This window comes from Bradyrhizobium sp. Cp5.3, assembly GCF_000426265.1.
Classification (GTDB): domain Bacteria; phylum Pseudomonadota; class Alphaproteobacteria; order Rhizobiales; family Xanthobacteraceae; genus Bradyrhizobium; species Bradyrhizobium neotropicale.
Genome location: NZ_AUFA01000024.1, coordinates 85,767 through 105,164, shown reverse-complemented (window position 1 = coordinate 105,164; position 19,398 = coordinate 85,767). Strand labels below are relative to the sequence as shown.

The 19,398-nt window shown below is 58.3% G+C and carries 16 protein-coding genes and 3 pseudogenes; 18 read left to right on the top strand and 1 reads right to left on the bottom strand.

Translation table 11 applies throughout. The annotated features are described in order from the left end of the window. The first annotated feature begins 393 nt into the window (after positions 1-393). The 9 genes and pseudogenes from K289_RS50730 to K289_RS0127395 all read left to right on the top strand — a co-directional run bounded on the left by K289_RS50730 (position 394) and on the right by K289_RS0127395 (position 10,464). Positions 394-870: a hypothetical protein gene (locus tag K289_RS50730; RefSeq protein ID WP_027554447.1), complete on the top strand. Its 477-nt coding sequence runs from the start codon at positions 394-396 to the stop codon at positions 868-870. Positions 871-968: 98 nt separating this feature from the next. Then, on the top strand, positions 969-1,478 hold the full coding sequence (locus tag K289_RS0127440; protein ID WP_027554446.1) for a hypothetical protein: 510 nt from the start codon (positions 969-971) through the stop codon (positions 1,476-1,478). Positions 1,479-1,946: 468 nt separating this feature from the next. Then, complete coding sequence (locus K289_RS0127435) at positions 1,947-2,219, top strand: hypothetical protein (RefSeq protein ID WP_035685986.1); 273 nt, start codon at positions 1,947-1,949, stop codon at positions 2,217-2,219. A gap of 393 nt (positions 2,220-2,612) precedes the next feature. After that, the gene (locus K289_RS49025; RefSeq protein WP_084788737.1) at positions 2,613-2,879 is read left to right on the top strand and encodes a DUF3551 domain-containing protein; all 267 of its coding nucleotides are present in this window, start codon (positions 2,613-2,615) and stop codon (positions 2,877-2,879) included. Between the two features lie 679 nt (positions 2,880-3,558). Continuing rightward, positions 3,559-4,089, top strand: coding sequence for a MarR family winged helix-turn-helix transcriptional regulator (locus tag K289_RS0127425; protein WP_027554443.1), 531 nt, complete (start codon positions 3,559-3,561; stop codon positions 4,087-4,089). A 5-nt stretch (positions 4,090-4,094) separates the two neighbouring features. Continuing rightward, positions 4,095-5,525, top strand: a pseudogene (gene dnaA / locus K289_RS45320) (chromosomal replication initiator protein DnaA); the annotation flags it as partial. Positions 5,526-6,382: 857 nt separating this feature from the next. Continuing rightward, positions 6,383-7,486: a pyridoxal phosphate-dependent aminotransferase gene (locus tag K289_RS0127405; protein ID WP_027554441.1), complete on the top strand. Its 1,104-nt coding sequence runs from the start codon at positions 6,383-6,385 to the stop codon at positions 7,484-7,486. A gap of 8 nt (positions 7,487-7,494) precedes the next feature. Beyond that, on the top strand, positions 7,495-9,273 hold the full coding sequence (locus tag K289_RS45315) for a 5'-methylthioadenosine/S-adenosylhomocysteine nucleosidase (protein WP_084788732.1): 1,779 nt from the start codon (positions 7,495-7,497) through the stop codon (positions 9,271-9,273). A gap of 81 nt (positions 9,274-9,354) precedes the next feature. Next, the gene (locus K289_RS0127395) at positions 9,355-10,464 is read left to right on the top strand and encodes a hypothetical protein (protein ID WP_027554440.1); all 1,110 of its coding nucleotides are present in this window, start codon (positions 9,355-9,357) and stop codon (positions 10,462-10,464) included. 42 nt (positions 10,465-10,506) lie between these two features. Here the strand turns inward: K289_RS0127395 and K289_RS0127390 are convergent, their stop codons facing one another. Continuing rightward, positions 10,507-11,463, bottom strand: a complete 957-nt coding sequence (locus K289_RS0127390) for a hypothetical protein (RefSeq protein WP_027554439.1) — start codon at positions 11,461-11,463, stop codon at positions 10,507-10,509. Positions 11,464-11,532: 69 nt separating this feature from the next. Between K289_RS0127390 and K289_RS0127385 the strand changes: the two genes are divergently transcribed. From K289_RS0127385 to K289_RS0127350, 9 genes and pseudogenes are all read left to right on the top strand, one after another. Beyond that, positions 11,533-12,225, top strand: coding sequence for a hypothetical protein (locus tag K289_RS0127385; protein ID WP_156918208.1), 693 nt, complete (start codon positions 11,533-11,535; stop codon positions 12,223-12,225). A gap of 163 nt (positions 12,226-12,388) precedes the next feature. Beyond that, positions 12,389-13,507 carry an IS630 family transposase gene (locus K289_RS0127380; protein ID WP_027554437.1) on the top strand — a complete coding sequence of 373 codons (1,119 nt, stop codon included), beginning with the start codon at positions 12,389-12,391 and terminating at the stop codon, positions 13,505-13,507. 513 nt (positions 13,508-14,020) lie between these two features. Next, positions 14,021-14,298 (top strand): annotated as a pseudogene (locus K289_RS49020) (bifunctional methylenetetrahydrofolate dehydrogenase/methenyltetrahydrofolate cyclohydrolase); the annotation flags it as partial. Beyond that, positions 14,294-14,434 (top strand): annotated as a pseudogene (purU, locus tag K289_RS52445) (formyltetrahydrofolate deformylase); the annotation flags it as partial. The pseudogenes K289_RS49020 and purU, both read left to right, overlap by 5 nt. Before the next feature lie 375 nt (positions 14,435-14,809). Then, the gene (locus K289_RS0127370; protein ID WP_027554435.1) at positions 14,810-15,901 is read left to right on the top strand and encodes a hydrogenase small subunit; all 1,092 of its coding nucleotides are present in this window, start codon (positions 14,810-14,812) and stop codon (positions 15,899-15,901) included. 30 nt (positions 15,902-15,931) lie between these two features. Next, a complete protein-coding gene (locus tag K289_RS0127365; RefSeq protein ID WP_027554434.1) occupies positions 15,932-17,722 on the top strand; it encodes a nickel-dependent hydrogenase large subunit in 1,791 nt (596 codons plus the stop codon). Positions 17,723-17,731: 9 nt separating this feature from the next. Then, positions 17,732-18,475, top strand: a complete 744-nt coding sequence (gene cybH / locus K289_RS0127360; protein WP_027554433.1) for a Ni/Fe-hydrogenase, b-type cytochrome subunit — start codon at positions 17,732-17,734, stop codon at positions 18,473-18,475. Positions 18,476-18,492: 17 nt separating this feature from the next. Continuing rightward, the gene (locus K289_RS0127355; protein WP_027554432.1) at positions 18,493-19,077 is read left to right on the top strand and encodes a HyaD/HybD family hydrogenase maturation endopeptidase; all 585 of its coding nucleotides are present in this window, start codon (positions 18,493-18,495) and stop codon (positions 19,075-19,077) included. A gap of 24 nt (positions 19,078-19,101) precedes the next feature. Then, a complete protein-coding gene (locus K289_RS0127350) occupies positions 19,102-19,398 on the top strand; it encodes a HypC/HybG/HupF family hydrogenase formation chaperone (RefSeq protein ID WP_027554431.1) in 297 nt (98 codons plus the stop codon).

Sequence of the window (19,398 nt, the reverse complement as noted above, 5' to 3'; positions counted from 1 at the left end):
GTCAGGAAGTGACAATTGCTGCTCGATCGGCGGATCGTGGCGAGCCAGTTCCTCGACCCGAGCACGCACCCGCTGTAGCGCAGCTTCCGCCGCGAGGCGCTCACCGGCAGTTCCGGCACCCGCGAACAACGCCTCGATCTTCCGAAGCTTCTCGCGTAGCTGCGACTCGCTGGTCATTCCGAGGTCCCCCGTTGCCCGCTCTAACCCGCGATCACCCCATCATCGCGCAACGGCAGCGTCAATCACCTCGATCGGGCAATCCAAAGCAATCCGCGCAAGTCAAGGCCGGGCATGGTGATCCTCTCGTGACGCTCACGATTTACAGGCGGCACGGACCGCTGGCACTGATCGGCTCGCGCGCCAAGCTTATGCAGCATTGGGCTGACCGGATCGATGGCTTTGCCGATCCAAAAAAATCGAGTCGTTCTCAACGTGTCCGCACAGTCTCCAACAACAAAAGAGGAGGAGGAGGCGGCTGGTGGGCCCGCCTGGATTCGAACCAGGAACCAGACCGTTATGAGCGGCTTCATCGATCCCGAAGACCATGAAAACATTGGAGGATGGCGTCTCGCTCCAGCCTATGATTTCAATCCGATGCCCGTTGAGATCAAGTTGCGCATTCTGACCACGGCGATTGACAAAGAAGATGGCGCCGCCTCGCTCGAAATCGCGCTTGAAACGGCTTCGCGCAACAAGCTCAATGCAATGTGGCCCGCCGCATTATGCGAGAGGTGGGTACCGCAGTTAATGGCTGGCGACAGGAGGCCCAGAGTTTATATCGGCGAAGCTATGTCGGCACAATCTCGGCCGCGGCATCGACCTTTCATCGTCTCGATTGCCGCCGCGCCGAAGATCTCGAGGTCGTCATGAGCCGTGCCCACGCGACAAGCCATCGAACGAGCTTGAATCGGTCGTGGCGTCAAGTTGTACACATCAAAAGAAGGCATATCCCACGAAGGCATAGGCGGATGAAGACATCCTTTCTCGCGGTCGTACTATGTTCGGCTTTGGCTTTGCTCGGGCTGCGCGGGGGAGCGCTTGCGGACACGGTCCGGCGCTACGACTGCTCGATAGACGGGGTTGATCGAGAGCCACTAGGTGATCGGGATGAGCACTTCATTATTAGCCTTCAATATACCTGTCACGTGGCCGAGGGGCCATTGAGAGATGCCGGGATTACGGCGATTTCGGTCAGCGAGTTGAATGGCGAGAAAGGGACGTCTATAGCGTCGCTCGATATTCACCGTGCGATCGACGGATTTGCAGTCGGACAGCTCCTGGAGGGAGTCGCCTTCCTTGTCATGCGGGACAAGAGATCTCTTGGCATAGCAGCATCCGGTAAGATGGTCTTTAAGTTCGCATCCGGCTCATTGTCGGCTCTGTCAGGAAGGACTGTCAATTTTACGACCAAGCCGGCCGGATTTGGACGGTTCGAGATGGAGTTCTCAGATTGGCCTGAAGCCGCTCAACCGAAGTGAATAGGCGTCGCGCTGGCCGGTTGGCTTTCCGGAATCGGTCAAACCGCATGGTCTATGCGAAATCGCGGCTCGTGAGAATCTGGGCAATGCTTTGATAACCCGCGACAGGATTGTCGCGTCATCGACCGGTTGGTCCTGGAGCAGCGGTTCGGGCCCGATGGGCTCGTTGCCTGACATCGAATCTCCGGTGTCCATGAATTTCCGCCGCTGAGCACACCGCGGCACCGCTGTTGGGCTGCCGTTCCCGACCTGTCTGATAGCGGGTACTGGCGATCCTCAAGCACAGCTACGACCTCTCCGATTAGGTGTTGTGCCAGCGCTGGTTGGAGAAACCAGGTAGCCCTTTTCAATAAGTGCGTTCAGAAATTGGGCCGACTTACATGCGATCGGCGTCGGTGCCCATGATCGCAGCTTGGCTTTGTGAGGAATTGGCTAGCGAGCGCGGCGGTGCCGCACGGGAGGGCGCTAATGCATGACTGGAAGAGCGAACTCGACGCGCTCGTCGCCGAAACGATAGCATTCGCCAAATCGATGAAAGTGGAGATCGAGCGGCCCCGGTCTCTACCGAAAGAAGCCGTCGAGCGGGGTGGCCTCAGCGCGCCAGACTATGACGGTAGCGAACGCGATGAGATCAAGAAACGGGTCGAGAGCTTCAAAGCGAATCAAGAGCGCTTCATGCGCGAGCGCGAGGAATATGCCAATTCCTTGCTACGCCGCATCAGGCCGATTACGAAAGTTTAGACGACCTCGATCTCGCTGAATGCCCTGCCAAGCCCTAAGTCGCTCAGCTCAAGCGATGCGTGCTCGGCGGCACACCTGAGGGCGGGGATCTTCCGCCCTTTCAATCTTTGATAAGCGCGCCGTAGATTGGCGGCCGTCCCGATCCGACCTATTCCGGAGCGCGAGAGTTCTGCCCTAAGGTTTTCCGCTGTATATGCTTCCATCACGCTTGAAAAATGCGTTCCCTTCTAAAAATAGCAGGAATGCTGCTCCAAACTCGGAGCACCTGACGCTTGGATTTCTTTCGAAGGCGATCGGTCAAACGGCCTACGAAGCTTTTTGCCATTGACCAAAATCAAAGCATCAAATCTAGATTTTCTATCCTTTCAAGACTTAACGGAGGCTAGAGGTCTCATGCGCAACCTTCTCTTTATCGGTGTGCTTGCACTTCCCATCCTCGTCGGCTTCGGATTGCCTTCGACCGCCGCTCCGCGGGGGCGTTCGTACATCCCCCCGGCTCGGCAGGACGTTTATTGCCTGCAGGGACGTACCTGGGGATATCCGGGCAATTGCCAGTTCTCGACCTATTACCAGTGCATGGCCACTGCATCCGGTACCTACGCCTATTGCGGGCTGAATCCGATCTACGCATTCCAGCGACAAGGAGGTGAATTGCGCTGATGTGTGATCGTCAAGCGTGATCGAGACATCAGTCTTCGTTCATATAAATGGAGCCGCTGCGCAAGTTACGCGTTGGGCTTCCGTCTGATTGGACGTCCCGTTCACGCTTGCGTCCTCAGTTGCATCGGGACGCCAAGCAGCAACAACGATCGGGACGCAATGGCTCATCGGCGTCACGTGCAATCGGGCATCCTTCCGCAGCGGCCTCAATCCCCAGCGGGGCAACCTTCGGCACCGGTCGATTCTCCCTTACTTCGTGCCGTCGGCGGGCTCCGGCGGTTGATTTTAGCTGGGCGCTCTTCGGTTCGGTTCGCTCAATGCCGCTGATTGTTCGACGAGCCGCGGCCGCTTGGCGCAGGCCGCAGCCAGGTACCCCGTTCGTTCAGATCAAAATTTCGAATAAAAATCCCATTCACGTCCACGCGCGTGGCGTTGATCAACTCTAAGGGCCGCGAGCGATAGCGAGCCGCCCAACGCCGGCATTCGTTTCTGATTGATATTATCTATGTGCGATAAGCCACCGTGAGCCACGAACGGTGCGAATGGACTATTGGCCGACGAGCGCCCATATGAGGCTCCGCAAAACGACTAAAGAAATCTCTACCCAACATTTGGGGGTATTTTCTCGTCAGACGACGGGTAAAATCGGATGTTGGCTCAAAGGCACGCGGGAGCTCCGATGGACAGTCAGCGATCCGATCTCGTGAGAGGCATATGGGCCGCCTTTAACTTCGAAAAGATGGCCGCGGATGCTTGGGCAGATTGCTTTCAAGGATTTACCGATCTCAGATCTGACGAATATCGCAAGATCGTCTTCATTGTTGTGTTACTTGCCGTCGAACGTCCGCACGAGTGCACTCCTTCGACCGTTCAAAAGATCATCTCGCGGCGCGACATGTTGGACGAGAAAACTGTGGCGACGCGCGTAAAGCGCTTAATCGATTGTAAGCTGTTTGAAGTGGTTCCCCATAGCAAAGATAAGCGGAAGCGGGTAATCCGCCCCACAGCCAAGTTGCTCGAACCTCTGAAGCAATACAGCCAACTTACCCTAGACATTGCGAACGAGATCGTCCGCCAGGCCATAGCCGCAGGAATTCCACGCACTGATATCGATCCCGAATTTCGGTTCAATTTGTTAGACCATTTGGACGGTTTCGAATCGCCGTCTCCAGTTTCAGATCAAGTACAAGTGCCTCCGGAACAGGAGTGACGAGGATGGATTCGAATCGAGATAAGGCAGCCGTGCTGTGGACCGAGCTCCGTAGACGGCTCGGTTCGAACAGCGGAGATGATGTTTACTCCAGTTGGTTCGCGCGAATGGAATTCGAAGGCGTTGAAGGAGATAGCGTCCGCCTCTCCGTTCCGACCCGGTTCCTGAAGACCTGGATTCAGTCGCACTACGCCGAGCGTGTGCTCTCGTGCTGGCAAGCTGAGATGCCCGAAGTGCACCGGATCGACCTCACTGTCCGCTCTGCGCCCCGCGCTACCACGCCTGCCAAGGAGGGTTCCGCGCCGGTCGATGCGCGCCACGTCGAACGCGCTAAGAACCGCCCCGTGATGGAGATGCGCTCGACCGCGACTGCACAGATCTCTGCCAATCATGACGCGCTCGGCGGCTCGCCGCTCGATCCTCGGCTGACCTTTGCGAGCTTCATCGTCGACCGCATCAATACGCTTGCGCACGCCGCCGCGCGCCAGGTCGCGGAGGGGCGTCGCGGTGATCCTCTGTTGTTCAACCCGCTCTACATTCATGCCGGCGTCGGCCTCGGCAAGACGCATCTCTTGCAGGCGGTGACCTGGGCCGGCAATTCCGGCAACGAGCGCAAGGTGCTCTATCTCACCGCGGAAAAATTCATGTACGGCTTCGTCGCCGCGCTGAAGACGCAGACGGCGCTCGCCTTCAAGGAGGCGCTGCGCGGCATCGACGTGCTCGTCATCGACGATCTGCAATTCCTTCAGGGCAAGTCGACGCAGGCCGAGTTCTGTCACACGCTGAACGCGCTGATCGATGCCGGCCGCCAGGTCGTGATCGCGGCCGACCGTCCGCCGTCCGATCTCGAGAGCCTCGACGACCGCGTTCGCTCGCGGCTTGCCGGCGGCCTCGTGGTCGAGATGGGCTCGCTGGGGGAAGAGCTGCGGCTCGGCATTCTCAAGTCGCGCGTCGCCGCGGCCCGCACTCATCATGCGACCTTCGACGTGCCGGAAGAGGTGCTGGACTATCTGTCACGCGCCATCACCCATAACGGCCGCGACCTCGAAGGCGCGATCAACCGGCTTCTTGCTCACTCGAAGCTGAACAACCAGCCGGTGACGCTGGAGATGGCCGAGCGCGAGGTGCGCGACCTGATCCGGCCGCAGGAGCCCAAGCGCATCAAGATCGAGGACATCCAGCGCGTGGTGGCACGGCAGTATAATGTCAGCCGCTCCGACCTGCTCTCCTCCCGCCGCACGGCCAACGTGGTCCGTCCGCGCCAGGTGGCGATGTACCTCGCCAAGACCCTGACGCTGCGCTCGCTGCCGGAGATCGGCCGCCGCTTCGGCGGACGCGACCACACCACGGTGCTGCACGCGGTGCGCAAGATCGAGGCATTAGCAGCAAGAGATGCTATTCTTAGCGACACCATAGAGCTACTGAAGCAGCAGCTCTATGGTGCGCTCGCCACCGTGAGAAGTTTTGAGGTTAACGCTCCGACCGCAGTGGGCAATCTTGTTCTTCTGAACCAAACGAAGGTCAAAGTACGATCAGCATTCACACAGATCATAAATGATGTCTTGAAGGGTGAGGCCGACTTATTCATTGAAGATGAAAGCCATTCGGATCCGGAAAGCAAAGCCAATCCAAGATGAGTAGCAACGGCAATTTTTACCGGAAAATCTGTCGATAGATAACAGATTCGTCTTCCTTCAAGCTGACTGCGGCACTAGCTCCGAAGAAAGCGAAAATGAAAAACTCAAGCGACAGGCTATCAATAAAGATCTTTGGAGTCGGCCATGCTGTCGCCGAAGGTGCGGGCGCCATTAGAGCCCTCATTTTCATCGCGATCTTGTTTGCTATCTGTTTGGCGGTTTGATTGTGTCTTTCTTATATGTTTCGCGCACGTCGACACGTTGATTTCTTGGTCGCTCTCAGCCGAGTTGAGCCTCAATGCAGCAGTCTCGGGCCGCGAACATCAGTCTTTTCTGGTCTTCATGAATGAGGAGACTGAGCGATTGACCGAGTCAGAAGCCTTCAAGAAGAGCCTTATAGAACTCCGATAATCCAAAGTAGGTCCGCGGTTTCGCTTTGGGGGAAGTACGCCCGCATAGACCTCCAATGCGGAAGCTGCGCGCTTCAGGCGCCGTCTCGGCCCCGTGTCGAATGATAGGCGCTCCTCTTGAGATACGCTGGAGCATTGTTGAATACGAGCCTTCGCCATTGTAAACGCTCACGGCGCGGAGTACAATTTTTCATTGCTTGAAAGACTTGTTGCACGTTAGCAGGATTTCGGATTGGTGCATAAAGCATGCTCCGCTTTGAGCTTGAGGATTTCTTCGACGAATACGAACATCAAGCCGGTCTTATCAACCTGGCATCCAGCGACGCGCTGCCGTGGAGCGCATCGGCACTGGCTAACGAAGTCCTGGCCGAAATCGCGCGCGGCTCGCTCGGCTATCCCGACCCGAAACGACTACTTAAGCCGCTCGAACGCGCTCTCATACCGCCAGCTGGTGTCGGATTGCTGCCCACGTCAGGTGCGGCCGAAGCCATCGCTCTCGCAATGCACGAAATTGCGGAATCGCGTTCGGCTGCAGAATGTCTTGTCGCGCTCCCTTCACCGAGTTATGGGGCGTTCCGGGGATTGGCCTCTCTGCTCGGTCTGAAGATGAAGCAATATGAGTATCGATCGAGCAACGATTGGCATCCGAACTTGGATGAAATGTACGCTCTTGCGAACGAATGCAGCGCATTCATTTTGAACAATCCTCACAATCCAAGCGGCTACGTCATCCCGAGGCTGCAGCTCGAGCGAATTGCCGATGTGCTCGCATCCCGCGGCGCGGTTCTTATAGTTGACGAAGTATTCAGATTTCCCGACGAGACGCGTTCGGCAATCGAACTGGGCCGCGACGTCGTCGTCCTCGGGAGCTTATCGAAGACCCACGGACTGCCCGGATTGCGACTCGGCTGGATTGCGGCGCGGCCAGAACGCCTCGCGCGATACAGGACCCTGCAACAGTATCTTTCCCTAACCTTGAACTCATTTTCTGTAGCTGTCGGTTGTTCGGTACTCGACGACTTAGCCCGATTCGATCGAGCCGAGCTCGTCAGAAGCAATCGCGGGCTAGTCATGGAATGGGCGCAGCGATTGCGCGGATTGGTCTCTCTTTCGGTCCCATCGGGCGGCACGACCGTCTGCGTAGCGACAGACCACGGGATCTCGGAGCAAGTGCTTTTCAAGGCATGTTTCGAGGCAGGCGTCCTGATCGCACCCGGCAACCGCTGCTTTGAACGGGGTCTATCGCCGACTTGGTTCCGCCTTGGCTACGGTGCCGAAACCAAGTTGCTCGAGCTAGGCCTCCAGCGTTTGGAGAACGTGATCCGCGACCAAATTGAAAAAGCATCTTAGGTGCAGACATGCTTGCTCGTAAGCCCGACCTTATTCTGATTTCCGATCTAAGGGATCACGAAGACCCCGACACAAATTGGTTTACAGAGGAGTCACCCAAAGGGCTTGCTGGACGCTGCCTCGTTGATGCGATCGAATATCTTCATTCTGCACCGAAGCTGCCCGCCAGGTTTTGGCACGTGGTGAATGCGCACGCGGTTCGACTGGTTCACCGCTGCCTCACAGATCCCCATGTCAATAGGATGGACGTTCTCGAACGTATGAAGCCGCATCTCGACGAGACTTGCCGGCAGCTTCTGAATGGACGACAGGCAAGCGTGCCGTTCTATGGCGACGACTTCTGGGATTGGGCGTCGGTGGTCAATGCATTCAACGAGGTGCGCTTCGCATCCCCTAGCGCCGAACGTGCTGCCATGCGTGAAATGGATTCATTCCGTGAAGTCGCAAGGAAACGTGCACCCGGCGGTCTATCGGTGGGAAATCCGGATCGCGAGTGGTACGGCCCCGCGACGGCGGCACTAGCGTACAGGGTCATAGGAAAGGGGCCTGACGATACGCCCGGCATGCAGCAACTTCTCGGGGAATTGAAGGCGCAGGCCTTGGAGCGTGTAGTCGATGGGAAATATCGCGATCGCGAGATGCCTTCGCGACAATTGCTTTGGCACTATGGCCAAGTCGTCGCTCTTTTCCCTGCGGAGGCAAACGAGCAGGTCGAGAAACTGACCGACTTTTCCTGGTCGAAAGATGCGATGGAAGACGACGAACGTGTGTTCGTCCTGGCTCGCGTGCTACAGGGAGCCTACGCCGCCGACAAGTCCGACACGGTCGAGAAAGCGCTCTCGCTGCTTTACAAGGCCCAAAACCTTAGTAGGCCTTTGGGCTACGGGTTGATGGGCGATGTCGTGAAGGGATCTCTGAACGTCCTCGACGCTCTGTGGCCGCACTTGAAGCCGGAGTCCAAGGCCGATATAGGCAAGATGATCGACGCACTTCTCGCCTGTTACACGAGAAACAATACCGTCGGCTTCATTGTAGCGATCGACCACGAAGTGGACGCCCTCGAGGAGGCGTTGAAAAGCGCCGGTGCGGCAATCGAGAAAAAGGGCGGGACGACAATCGTTAAGCACAAAAAATTCAGGGCTGCAATCTGCATCGGCAAATCGTTGAATGCCGCTACCACCGCTACTAGCACCCTAATAGAGAAGCACAACGCAAAATGGATCATCATGTCGGGCGTCGCGGGATCGCTCGGAAAATCAACAGCGAAGACAGGAGATGGTGCGCAGTTCAAGGGACCGGACAAAGGGGACGTCGTCGTTGCGACCTCGATGGCGCCCTTTCATATACGTGACAAGGTAAGAAAGGAGATCGAGAACGCCAAGGTGCCATTCGACGGGGATACTTGGATGGTCATTCCGACAGACCCGGAACTATTCCGGCTCGCCCACGAGGCGGCCAACGAAATGAAAGATGACCTCAGATATTTCTACGAAGGAACGATAGTAAGTGGCACCGGTATCAAGGACTCCGCGGCCGAGAAGAAGAAGATACTTGCGGAATTTCCAGGCGGACTCGCCGTGGAAGAGGAGGGCTACGCTATGGGGCTTGTGTGCCTAAGTCATCACGTGCCGTACCTCAATATTCGAGGCATTTCGGATCGCGCGGAAGGCGACAAGGCGAAACAGAAGCAGGACGTAACGGTCGAGAACAACGAACAACGCAGTGTCGCAAAACTGGCAGCGCGGCTCGCGGTGAAGGTCGCGGTGCGGCTCAGCGAACGCTGGTAATCACGGCACGTGTCGATCCCGCGTTTGCAAATTCGAGGTCTCGGGCACGACATTTCAAAAGCTAGTTGATCAGAGGAAACGATGGGGCATTCCGACTACGACAGTCTATCGTTCAAAGCCAGGCTCACAGCGTCGGAGATCGACTGGCTATGGGGACATGCGGCTTGTTTCGATCGAACCCTCAAGGTAGGGCCGCGGTCCTTTGCTCGATTGGCCGAGAAGCGCGTTCGGCCTACAACGTTTGCGCGCTCGAAGCTGTTCAACCAAATGGCGTCGAACGAACCGATTCTATTTTCGAACTTCGCGATACGCCCCTATTTCGACGGCGGTCGCCTGACTAGGGACGGCCTTCTCCGGGAACTCAAGACGGGATTTTCTGGTTCCACTCGCGCCCGCGTCAGAACGTCCGTATCCATAAACTACACCCCGATCCCTACGGTGCTCGATAGATGGTGCAGGGCCAGGTCCCGGTTCGGGGTGACAGATCTCCATTACATCGGTACGCGATTTGATAGGCGAATAGATACGTCGGGTCTGAACGACTTTAATCTTCTTCCTCGCGGGACCGACGGGTACGAGTCTCAGGATTCTCTCGTCATTAGCACAGTCGGTGGATTTACCGATTCACACTCGGACGATCATAGCGGAAGCAACCACAGCTTCATCGGCGCCAAGCTATGGCTGCTTTGGGATACGCTAGAAGGTTTCGAGCACGGTCTTGAGGACGTCGAGCGATGCACAGTCTATGATCGCGCGGCCTTCGATATGGACGCCTTTCTCGCGATGAAATCTTCGTGCTGGATATATATAGGACCGGGGCAAACGATGTTCATTCCGGCCAACCTCACTCATAAGGTGATCACTCTCGAGCAATATCTGGGTTTGGGCAGCTTTCACGCGGCGCTTCCAGGATTCCTGAATCTCCTCTCACACTGGGCAAATCTTGCGCCGTCATGGGCCGTTCCCTTCAAACCGGGAAGGCGCGGTTCAGTCGAATTCTTGGTTCGGCGCGCGATCCGAAGGGTTCGCGAACTGAGAACTCAGAGCCGAGCTGAACAGTATCGATGGGGGGTTCCGCACATGAAAGAATCGCTTCGGCGGATGCTTGTCGATCGTGCTCGAGACTCGCGTTGGACCGAAGTGGGGCGTGCCAACATCAATAAGTTCGTTGCTGCCGTTTCGCAGATATAGAGATGGAAGTAGCGTCGATACGGTTAGATAGGAGGTAAGGACCTATTTCAACTCCGGATGTGACGCGATCCAAGCTTCCAATGATTTCGTGCCCGGGTCATTCCACATCCTCAGTACGCCTGTAAAGTAGCTAGAGTGATAGTCAGCGACCGAGTTCTCAACCAGGAAGCCCGGCAGGGTTTGCGAGTTCGTTCCATTCATCTGGGGGATAAAATAGACGTAGCCTTCGTCGGCCTTAGGATCGAAGAAGTAGAGGCGCGTCTGGACCGGTTCGTCGATGATTTTCACTTGAAGCGTGCCAGGATAGTGGGATACTTTCGCTTCTTCCGAGGTCCGGTTCAGGATCCTGATGCCCGTCAGACAATCGGAGGCAAGCTCTTTTTCCGCGACGCCCAACAAGTGAGCGACTTTGCCGATTGCATCGCCATTTGGACTCAGGACAAGGAAATTGAGATCGACTCCCTCAGCTAATTTCTTCAGGATCATGTCGTGATATTGGTCGACGGAGATATAGAAGGTTGTACCCACGAACCACGCTTCTCTCTTGGCCTGCTTGAGGAGCGAAGGGAATTGTTGCTTGTCACCGGTCGCCAGAAAATCATTGGATCGCTCAAAGATTTTGGCGATGTCCTTCTTGCCCGGCGCAGGCGGAGGAGACGGCGTTTTCGATGCATCCTTGAAGACGGCGGTGATCAGTGCCGCAGCGATGCTGCCGAGCACAGGCAGGACGATAGCAAGCTTCCTCCAACGTAAGGTCAACTCTTCGGTGGAAAGAGCCTTGTCGACCTGCAAATGAACCGCAGCCTGACGAGGATGCGTCGGTTGACTCCATCTAATAAGGAGTAGGGCAGTGTTTACATCGTAAAGTTTCTCGTCGACGGCCGTGCCGTCGACGTAGACGTTTTTCACCTTGATTTCCGGGATTTGTAGCGCCGGACACCGCCAGCCGCCCTTCGAACGATCCCAGTCGTCATTAGATAAAGTGATCGTGAAATCCATTCTGGCCCCCCGGCCATCGCAATATTTGCGCAGCTCATCACGGGGGAGCGCGCAATTCAACGAAAACTTGTGGCGGGCATCGACAACGCGAATGCCAACGGAGATGCCACACTGTTACTTGGTATGTTCCGGCGAAATTTCCGAATGCCCGAAGTCAGTCCGCCTGGGACGGCAAAGTCAATACACTTGTCCGGCGGGCGACTGCCTGCGTATGTGGCGACAGGCGCGGTCCCTTTGACAAGTGGTAATCTCGAACTGTGTGCCGAACTCCAGCGTCTCGCCGCCCCGCCCAAGGACGCGGGCATCGAATGGTTCGATGTCCAGATACGAGAAATGGAGGAGCTCAATAGGCGGCTTCCCCATGGCGTCCGGCTACACACGCGGTTGTCAGAGACAATCTATGATCTCAATGGCTTCATGTTCGCACTCGACATTGCGACAGAAGCCGTGAGCGATATGCGTCTCGCTCAAATCTTCCCCGGACAGAGGTTCGTCCAATGGCTATCAGCAGATGGTCATCTCCGCGAAACAAAGGCCAAGGGTTCCATCGGCATCGACTTTATCGACGGCGTACCTGAAAAGACGCTGAAGTACGAGCTTGCAAAACCTGTCATTCAGCGGGTCGAGAACTTCACGCTGTCTCCCGGCCACTACGATACGTGGTCAGCGGACAAGCAGGCTCGAGTTCTTCAGGAGTTTGAGGTCTCGCTCAAGGAGCCGAAAGAAATTACCGTCCACCCTGATCTGAATATCTTCCTCTAAAATCAATCAAGGAACCTAACCGAGAGGCCCGTTGAGAGGCATGTATAGCCGAGACAGCGATGAATGACTGCTAGTGTCCTGAGTCACAAGTTCGCAATCTTAGATTCGCAGTAGATTCGCGTCGCTGTGCCAAGGCTGGAGGCAAACAGCGACGGAGCATCTCATGGCGGTCCAGCAACTTGCCCCCCTGACATTGAGCGAAGAAGAGCGTGCCGAACTGAAGTCGCTGACGATGCGGCGGAAGACGGCGCAGGCGCTGGCTTTGAGAGCCCGGATCGTGCTGACCTGCGCGGAAGGCGGTCAGAACAAGGAAGTGGCGGCCAAGCTGGGCCTGGACCGGGCGACGGTAGGCAAGTGGCGGCGGCGTTTTGTGGAGCGACGCGTGGCCGGGCTGCACGACGAGCCGCGCTCCGGGGCGCCACGTACGGTTGACGATGCCCGCATCGAAGCCGTGATCGTGAGGACGTTGGAGAGCTGCCCTGAGAACGCCACTCATTGGAGCTCCCGCGACATGGCGAAGACCAGCGGCCTATCGGTGTCGACGGTCCAACGCATCTGGCGGGCCTTCGGGCTCCAGCCGCACCGGATGGAGACGTTCAAGCTCTCGACCGATCCGAACTTCGTGGCCAAAGTGCGCGATGTCGTGGGCCTCTACGTCTCACCGCCGGAGCACGCCATCGTTCTGTGTGTGGATGAGAAGTCCCAAATCCAGGCGCTGGACCGCAGCCAGCCGATGCTGCCGATGCGTCCCGGCCAGGCGGCCCGAAGGAGCCATGACTACAAAAGGCATGGCACCACATCGCTGTTCGCCGCCCTCGATATTGCGACCGGACGGGTCATTGGCAAGTGCTACGGGCGCCACCGCACCGCCGAGTTCCGCAAGTTCCTTGACCAGATCGAGGCTGCCGTACCGCGCGAACTCGACGTCCATCTCGTCATGGACAATTACGTCACGCACAAGACCCCGCTGGTCCGGCGATGGCTGGCTAATCGACCGCGTTGGCGTGTGCACCTGACCCCAACCAGTTCGTCATGGCTCAACCAGGTCGAGCGCTTCTTCGCGCTCCTCACCGATAAGAAGATCAGGCGCGGCATCTATCGCAGCGTAGCCGCCCTCAGGGCCGACATCGCTTCGTTCATCGACCGACACAACGCTGATCCAAAACCGTTCCGATGGACCAAGTCCGCCGACGACATCCTTGCTTCCATCGAACGCTTCTGCCGATACAATGCCCCGCCAAAACACGATGCGATGTGGAAAACTTCTGGTTCAGGACACTAGGTCGAAAGAAGCAGTCATCCCAGGAAGCTAAGCGGATCTAGATGAGGGGCAACTGTTCTTCATCTCCAGGTTCGTTCAAGGTGAAACCGGAAACAGAGATTCCGAGCAACCGTATCGCTTTCTTTGGTGGCATCAGGGTTCAACAGGTCTAAGGCCAATCCCGAAATCGCTTGCGCTTTCGATGCTGGCGACCGACCTGTTACGGGTGATCCCGCGCGCCCGTGCTCTCGCAGTGACGCCAAACCTCTCACGTGCGGAAATCGGTTACGGCGCGGAACTCCACAACGGAGAGATACAATCGCACCGTGATGCTGAGGACCGCTAGTTGAGTGATCCGGCCGTGCGCTGGTCCTACCAGAAGCTGGCGATTACAGGACGATACCCGTACGCGCATGGCTCTCAAGATCTGCGACGTGGCATCCGGCGGCACGGTCCTCATGCTCGCATCGTCTGCACCAGCATCGGTGTTGATGAATAGTGCCCCGCCTCTGGACCCCTGCGCACAGGATCATGGGGGCCGGACAAAGAGCATTGGTGCCAAGCACGCCCTTCGGCTGCATGATGATGCTGAACGAGGTTCATGGCGACCTTTCGGACCTCGAGGCCGTCATCGTGGGCCGATCAAACATCGTCGGGAAGCCGCTGGCGCAGCTTCTTATCATGGCGGTGTGTGTGCGGTTGGCGTGGCGGACAGCCGAACACGCGATCTTCCGTCGGTGTGCCGGCGGGCCGGTATCCTGGTCGCCCCGGTCGGGCGACCTGAAATGATCCGGGGCGATTGGATAAAGCCTTGGAAGAGATGTGGAGAGCCAAGTTCTCGCACGGGCGGTCCATGCTCACATACATCGCCGAGTGCTGGTCAACGATGATAAAACAATCGTCTTTCCTGCCTCGCCGGGATCGTATGCGTCGGAACGAATGGGCTGAACGTTGAACGGTGCGTTTGGGCAAGCGCGCGTTCCTCGCTCGGCGCACCTAGGCCCATTTTCGTAAGCGCGCTGATGTTGAGTTCGCCAGCGGGATTGGGCAGCTTGCGATCTAGTAATCCGCCCACGACTTAGCCGACGCAAATCTGCAGCTCCCCTCCGCAAGCGGCCACGGCTTCGTCTCAAGGGCCACGGCAGGCCCGTATCGTAGTCGTCGGATCACGTGCATCGTCTTCTGCGGACATCGCCGTGATTGGCGCGGTTCAATCTGTAATAATTTGGAATCTTTCGACTTTCGGCGCGCGCCCCGCTGTTGGCCCGCTTCTTGCTGTCATCCTTTCTTCGTCGATAAGTCAACGTGGAGACGGGAGGATACATGGGCGCGGCGACGGAAACGTTTTACAGCGTGATCAGGCGGCAAGGGATCACGCGCCGCAGTTTTCACAAATTCTGCAGCCTGACGGCAACGAGCCTCGGGCTCGGGCCGCTGGCGGCGAGCCGCATCGCCAACGCGCTGGAAACCAAACCTCGCGTGCCGGTGATCTGGATGCACGGGCTCGAATGCACCTGCTGCTCCGAGAGTTTCATCCGTTCCGCGCACCCGCTGGTGAAGGATGCTGTTCTGTCGATGATCTCGCTCGACTACGACGACACCATCATGGCCGCAGCGGGCCATCAGGCTGAGGCAATCCTCGAGGAGACACGTGCCAAGCACAAGGGACAGTACATCCTCGCGGTCGAGGGCAATCCGCCGCTGAACGAGGGCGGCATGTTCTGCATCGACGGCGGCAAGCCGTTCGTCGACAAACTGAAGATGATGGCTGACGATGCGATGGCGATCATCGCCTGGGGCGCCTGCGCGTCCTGGGGCTGCGTGCAGGCGGCCACGCCTAATCCGACGCAGGCCACGCCGATCGACAAGGTCATCACCAACAAGCCGATCATCAAGGTGCCGGGATGCCCCCCGATCGCCGAAGTGATGACCGGGGTCGTCACCTTCATCACCACGTTCGGCAAGTTGCCGGAGATCGACCGCCAGGGGCGGCCGAAAATGTTCTATTCGCAGCGTATCCACGACAAGTGCTACCGGCGGCCGCATTTTGATGCCGGCCAGTTCGTCGAGGAGTGGGACGACGAAGCCGCGCGCAAGGGCTATTGCCTTTACAAGATGGGCTGCAAGGGGCCGACCACCTACAACGCCTGTTCGACCGTGCGCTGGAACGGCGGCGTGTCGTTCCCGATCCAGTCCGGCCATGGCTGCATTGGCTGCTCGGAGGACGGCTTCTGGGACAAAGGCTCGTTCTACGATCGCCTCACCGACATCAAGCAGTTCGGCATCGAGAAAAATGCCGACCAGATCGGCACGGCGGCGGCCGGCGCTGTCGGCGCCGCGGTGGCCGCACACGCGGCGGTGACCGCCGTGAAGCGGCGCGCGAGCAAGCGCGAACACGCAGATCACAACAGCTAAGCGCCCAATCATCTCAGGGTAGGAATAACTATGAGTGTCCAGACTCCCAACGGCTTCAATCTCGACAACTCCGGCAAGCGCATCGTCGTCGACCCGGTCACCCGTATCGAAGGGCACATGCGGGTCGAGGTCAATGTCGACGCCGACAACGTCATCCGAAACGCGGTCTCGACCGGCACGATGTGGCGCGGAATCGAAGTGATCCTGAAGAACCGCGATCCGCGCGACGCCTGGGCATTCACCGAGCGGATCTGCGGCGTCTGCACCGGCACGCACGCCTTGACGTCGGTGCGTGCGGTCGAGAACGCGCTCGGCATCACGATTCCAGAGAACGCCAACTCGATCCGCAACCTGATGCAGCTTGCGCTTCAGGTGCAAGACCATGTCGTCCATTTCTATCACTTGCATGTGCTGGACTGGGTCGACGTAGTATCTGCACTCTCAGCAGATCCGCGGGCAACCTCGACGCTCGCGCAATCGATCTCGAGCTGGCCGCTATCGTCGCCGGGCTACTTCAAGAACTTGCAGACCCGCCTGAAGAAATTCGTCGAGTCCGGACAATTGGGGCCCTTCAAGAACGGCTATTGGGGCAGCAAGGCCTATAAGCTACCGCCGGAAGCCAATCTGATGGCGGTGGCGCACTATCTTGAAGCGCTCGATTTCCAGAAGGAGATCGTCAAGATCCACACCATCTTCGGCGGCAAGAACCCGCATCCGAATTGGCTCGTCGGCGGCGTGCCGTGTCCGATCAACGTTGACGGCACCGGTGCGGTCGGCGCCATCAACATGGAGCGGTTGAACCTGATCTCCTCGATCATCGATCAGCTCATCGAGTTCAACGAGCAGGTGTACCTACCTGACGTGGCGGCGATCGGGTCGTTCTACAAGGACTGGCTCTATGGCGGCGGTCTATCAGGTCAAAGCGTGCTCTCCTACGGAGATGTCCCGGAACACGCCAACGACTCCTCCTCCGAAAGCCTGAAGCTGCCGCGCGGCGCCATCATTAACGGCAATCTCTCTGAGGTATTTCCGGTCGACCACGCCAATCCCGACGAGATCCAGGAGTTCGTGGTTCACTCCTGGTACAAGTATCCCGACGAGACCAAGGGTCTGCATCCCTGGGACGGCGTGACGGAGCCGAACTATGTGCTGGGACCGAACGCAAAAGGCACCAGGACGGCGATCGAGCAGCTCGACGAGGGCGGCAAGTATTCGTGGATCAAGGCGCCCCGCTGGCGCGGGCATGCCATGGAAGTTGGTCCGCTGGCACGCTGGGTGGTCGGTTACGCACAGAACAAGTCCGAATTCAAGGATCCGGTCGACAAGTTCCTGAAGGATCTGGACCTGCCGCTGTCGGCGCTGTTCTCGACGCTCGGCCGCACTGCGGCGCGTGCGATGGAGTCAGTCTGGGCCGGGCGCCAGATGCGCTATTTCGAGGACAAGCTCGTCGCCAACATCAAGGCTGGCGACAGCTCGACCGCGAATGTCGACAAGTGGAAGCCGGAAAGCTGGCCGAAGGAAGCCAAGGGCTTTGGCTTCACCGAGGCGCCACGTGGCGCGCTCGCGCACTGGATCAGGATCAAGGACACCAAGATCGACAACTATCAGTGCGTGGTGCCGACCACCTGGAACGGCTCGCCGCGCGATCCCAAGGGAAATATCGGCGCGTTCGAGGCGTCGTTGATGAACACGCCGATGGTCAATCCCGAGCAGCCCTTGGAGATCCTGCGCACCATCCATTCGTTCGACCCATGCCTGGCCTGCTCGACGCACGTCATGAGTCCGGACGGCCAGGAACTCGCCAAGGTCAAGGTCAGGTAGGAGGCTGCCATGATGGATGCAGTTGCGCGCCCTGCAGAGCCCGAACGGGACCTTGCCGCGATCGCGACCGATGGTTCCGGCGAGCACGCAGTGGGGCGTCCGACCGTCTATGTCTACGAAGCGCCGGTTCGCATCTGCCACTGGGTGAATGCGTTCTCGATCATCGTCCTGATGGTCTCCGGCTACTTCATCGGGACGCCGTTGCCGACGGTGGAAGGCGAGGCGTCGGCGAACTTCGTGATGGGCTATGTCCGCTTTGCCCATTTCGCGGCGGGACAGGTGCTCGCGGTGTTCTTCCTCGTCCGCATCCTGTGGGCCTTCGTCGGCAACCACCACTCCCGGCAGATATTCTACATTCCTGTGCATCGCAGGCAGTTCTGGAAGGAGGTGCTGCACGAAATCCGCTGGTACGCGTTCCTGGAGCACGAGCCGAAGATGTATGTCGGCCACAACCCTCTGGCCCAAATCGCGATGTTCGTGGGATTCACGTTGTTCGTGGCGTTCATGATCGTCACCGGATTTGCGCTTTATTCGGAGGGCACCGGCATCGACAGCTGGCAGCATAAGCTGTTCGGCTGGGTCTTTGCGATCTGGCCGAACAGCCAGGACGTGCACACGTGGCACCATATCGGCATGTGGGCGCTGGTCGTGTTCGCGACAGTGCACATCTACGCGGCGGTCCGCGAAGACATCATGTCACGCCAGAGCATCATTTCGTCGATGATCTCCGGTGAGCGGCAATTCCGGGATTGATGGTGGGAAACAAGCCGATGCCGACGTCATCGCAGGCAGACCGCATCCTGGTGCTCGGTATCGGCAATATCCTCTGGGCCGATGAAGGGTTTGGCGTGCGCGCGGTGGAGGAGTTCCACCGCCGTTACGCTGTGCCGGACAATGTCACCATCCTCGACGGCGGTACGCAGGGGCTCTACCTCGTGAACTATCTGGAGGAAGCGGAGCGCCTGATCGTGTTCGACGCCATCGATTATGGCTTGGAGCCGGGCCAGTTGAAGGTCGTTCGCGACGAGGAGGTGCCACGTTTCACTGGCGCCAAGAAGATGAGTCTGCATCAAACCGGCTTCCAGGAGGTCATCAGCGCGGCCGACCTGCTCGGGCGGTGTCCGAAGCATCTCGTGCTGATCGGCTGTCAGCCGCTCGATCTTGAAGACTGGGGCGGCCCGCTGACCACCCCAGTGCGCGACCAGATCAATCCTGCCATCGGGCTTGCCGTCGACATCCTCGCTGAGTGGGGGGTGAAGGCGGCTCCGCGAACGGCGTCGTTGCCGGAATCAGAGCGATTGCTCGCCAACGATATCGACCATCTTCATCATGAAATGAGGGCGCGTCCGGCTTGATCCGGCGCGCGCCGGAGACGCGAAATGTGCCTTGGCTTGCCGATGACGATCGTGGAGACCGAAGGAGTCTCGGCGCTCTGCGAGTTTCGCGGCGAGCAGCGGCGCGTTTCGATGCTCTTGCTTTCCAACCCGCCGGTCGGCGCCTTTGTGCTGGTCTATATCGACACCGCGATCCGGCTTCTGGATGAGGACGAGGCGCGCCTGATTGCCAGCGCGATCGCGGGCCTGGAAGCCGCGCTCGAAGGCGAGGAGTCCGGCCGCTTCTTTGCCGATCTCATCGACCGCGAGCCGCAGTTGCCGGAACACCTCCGGCTCGATTGA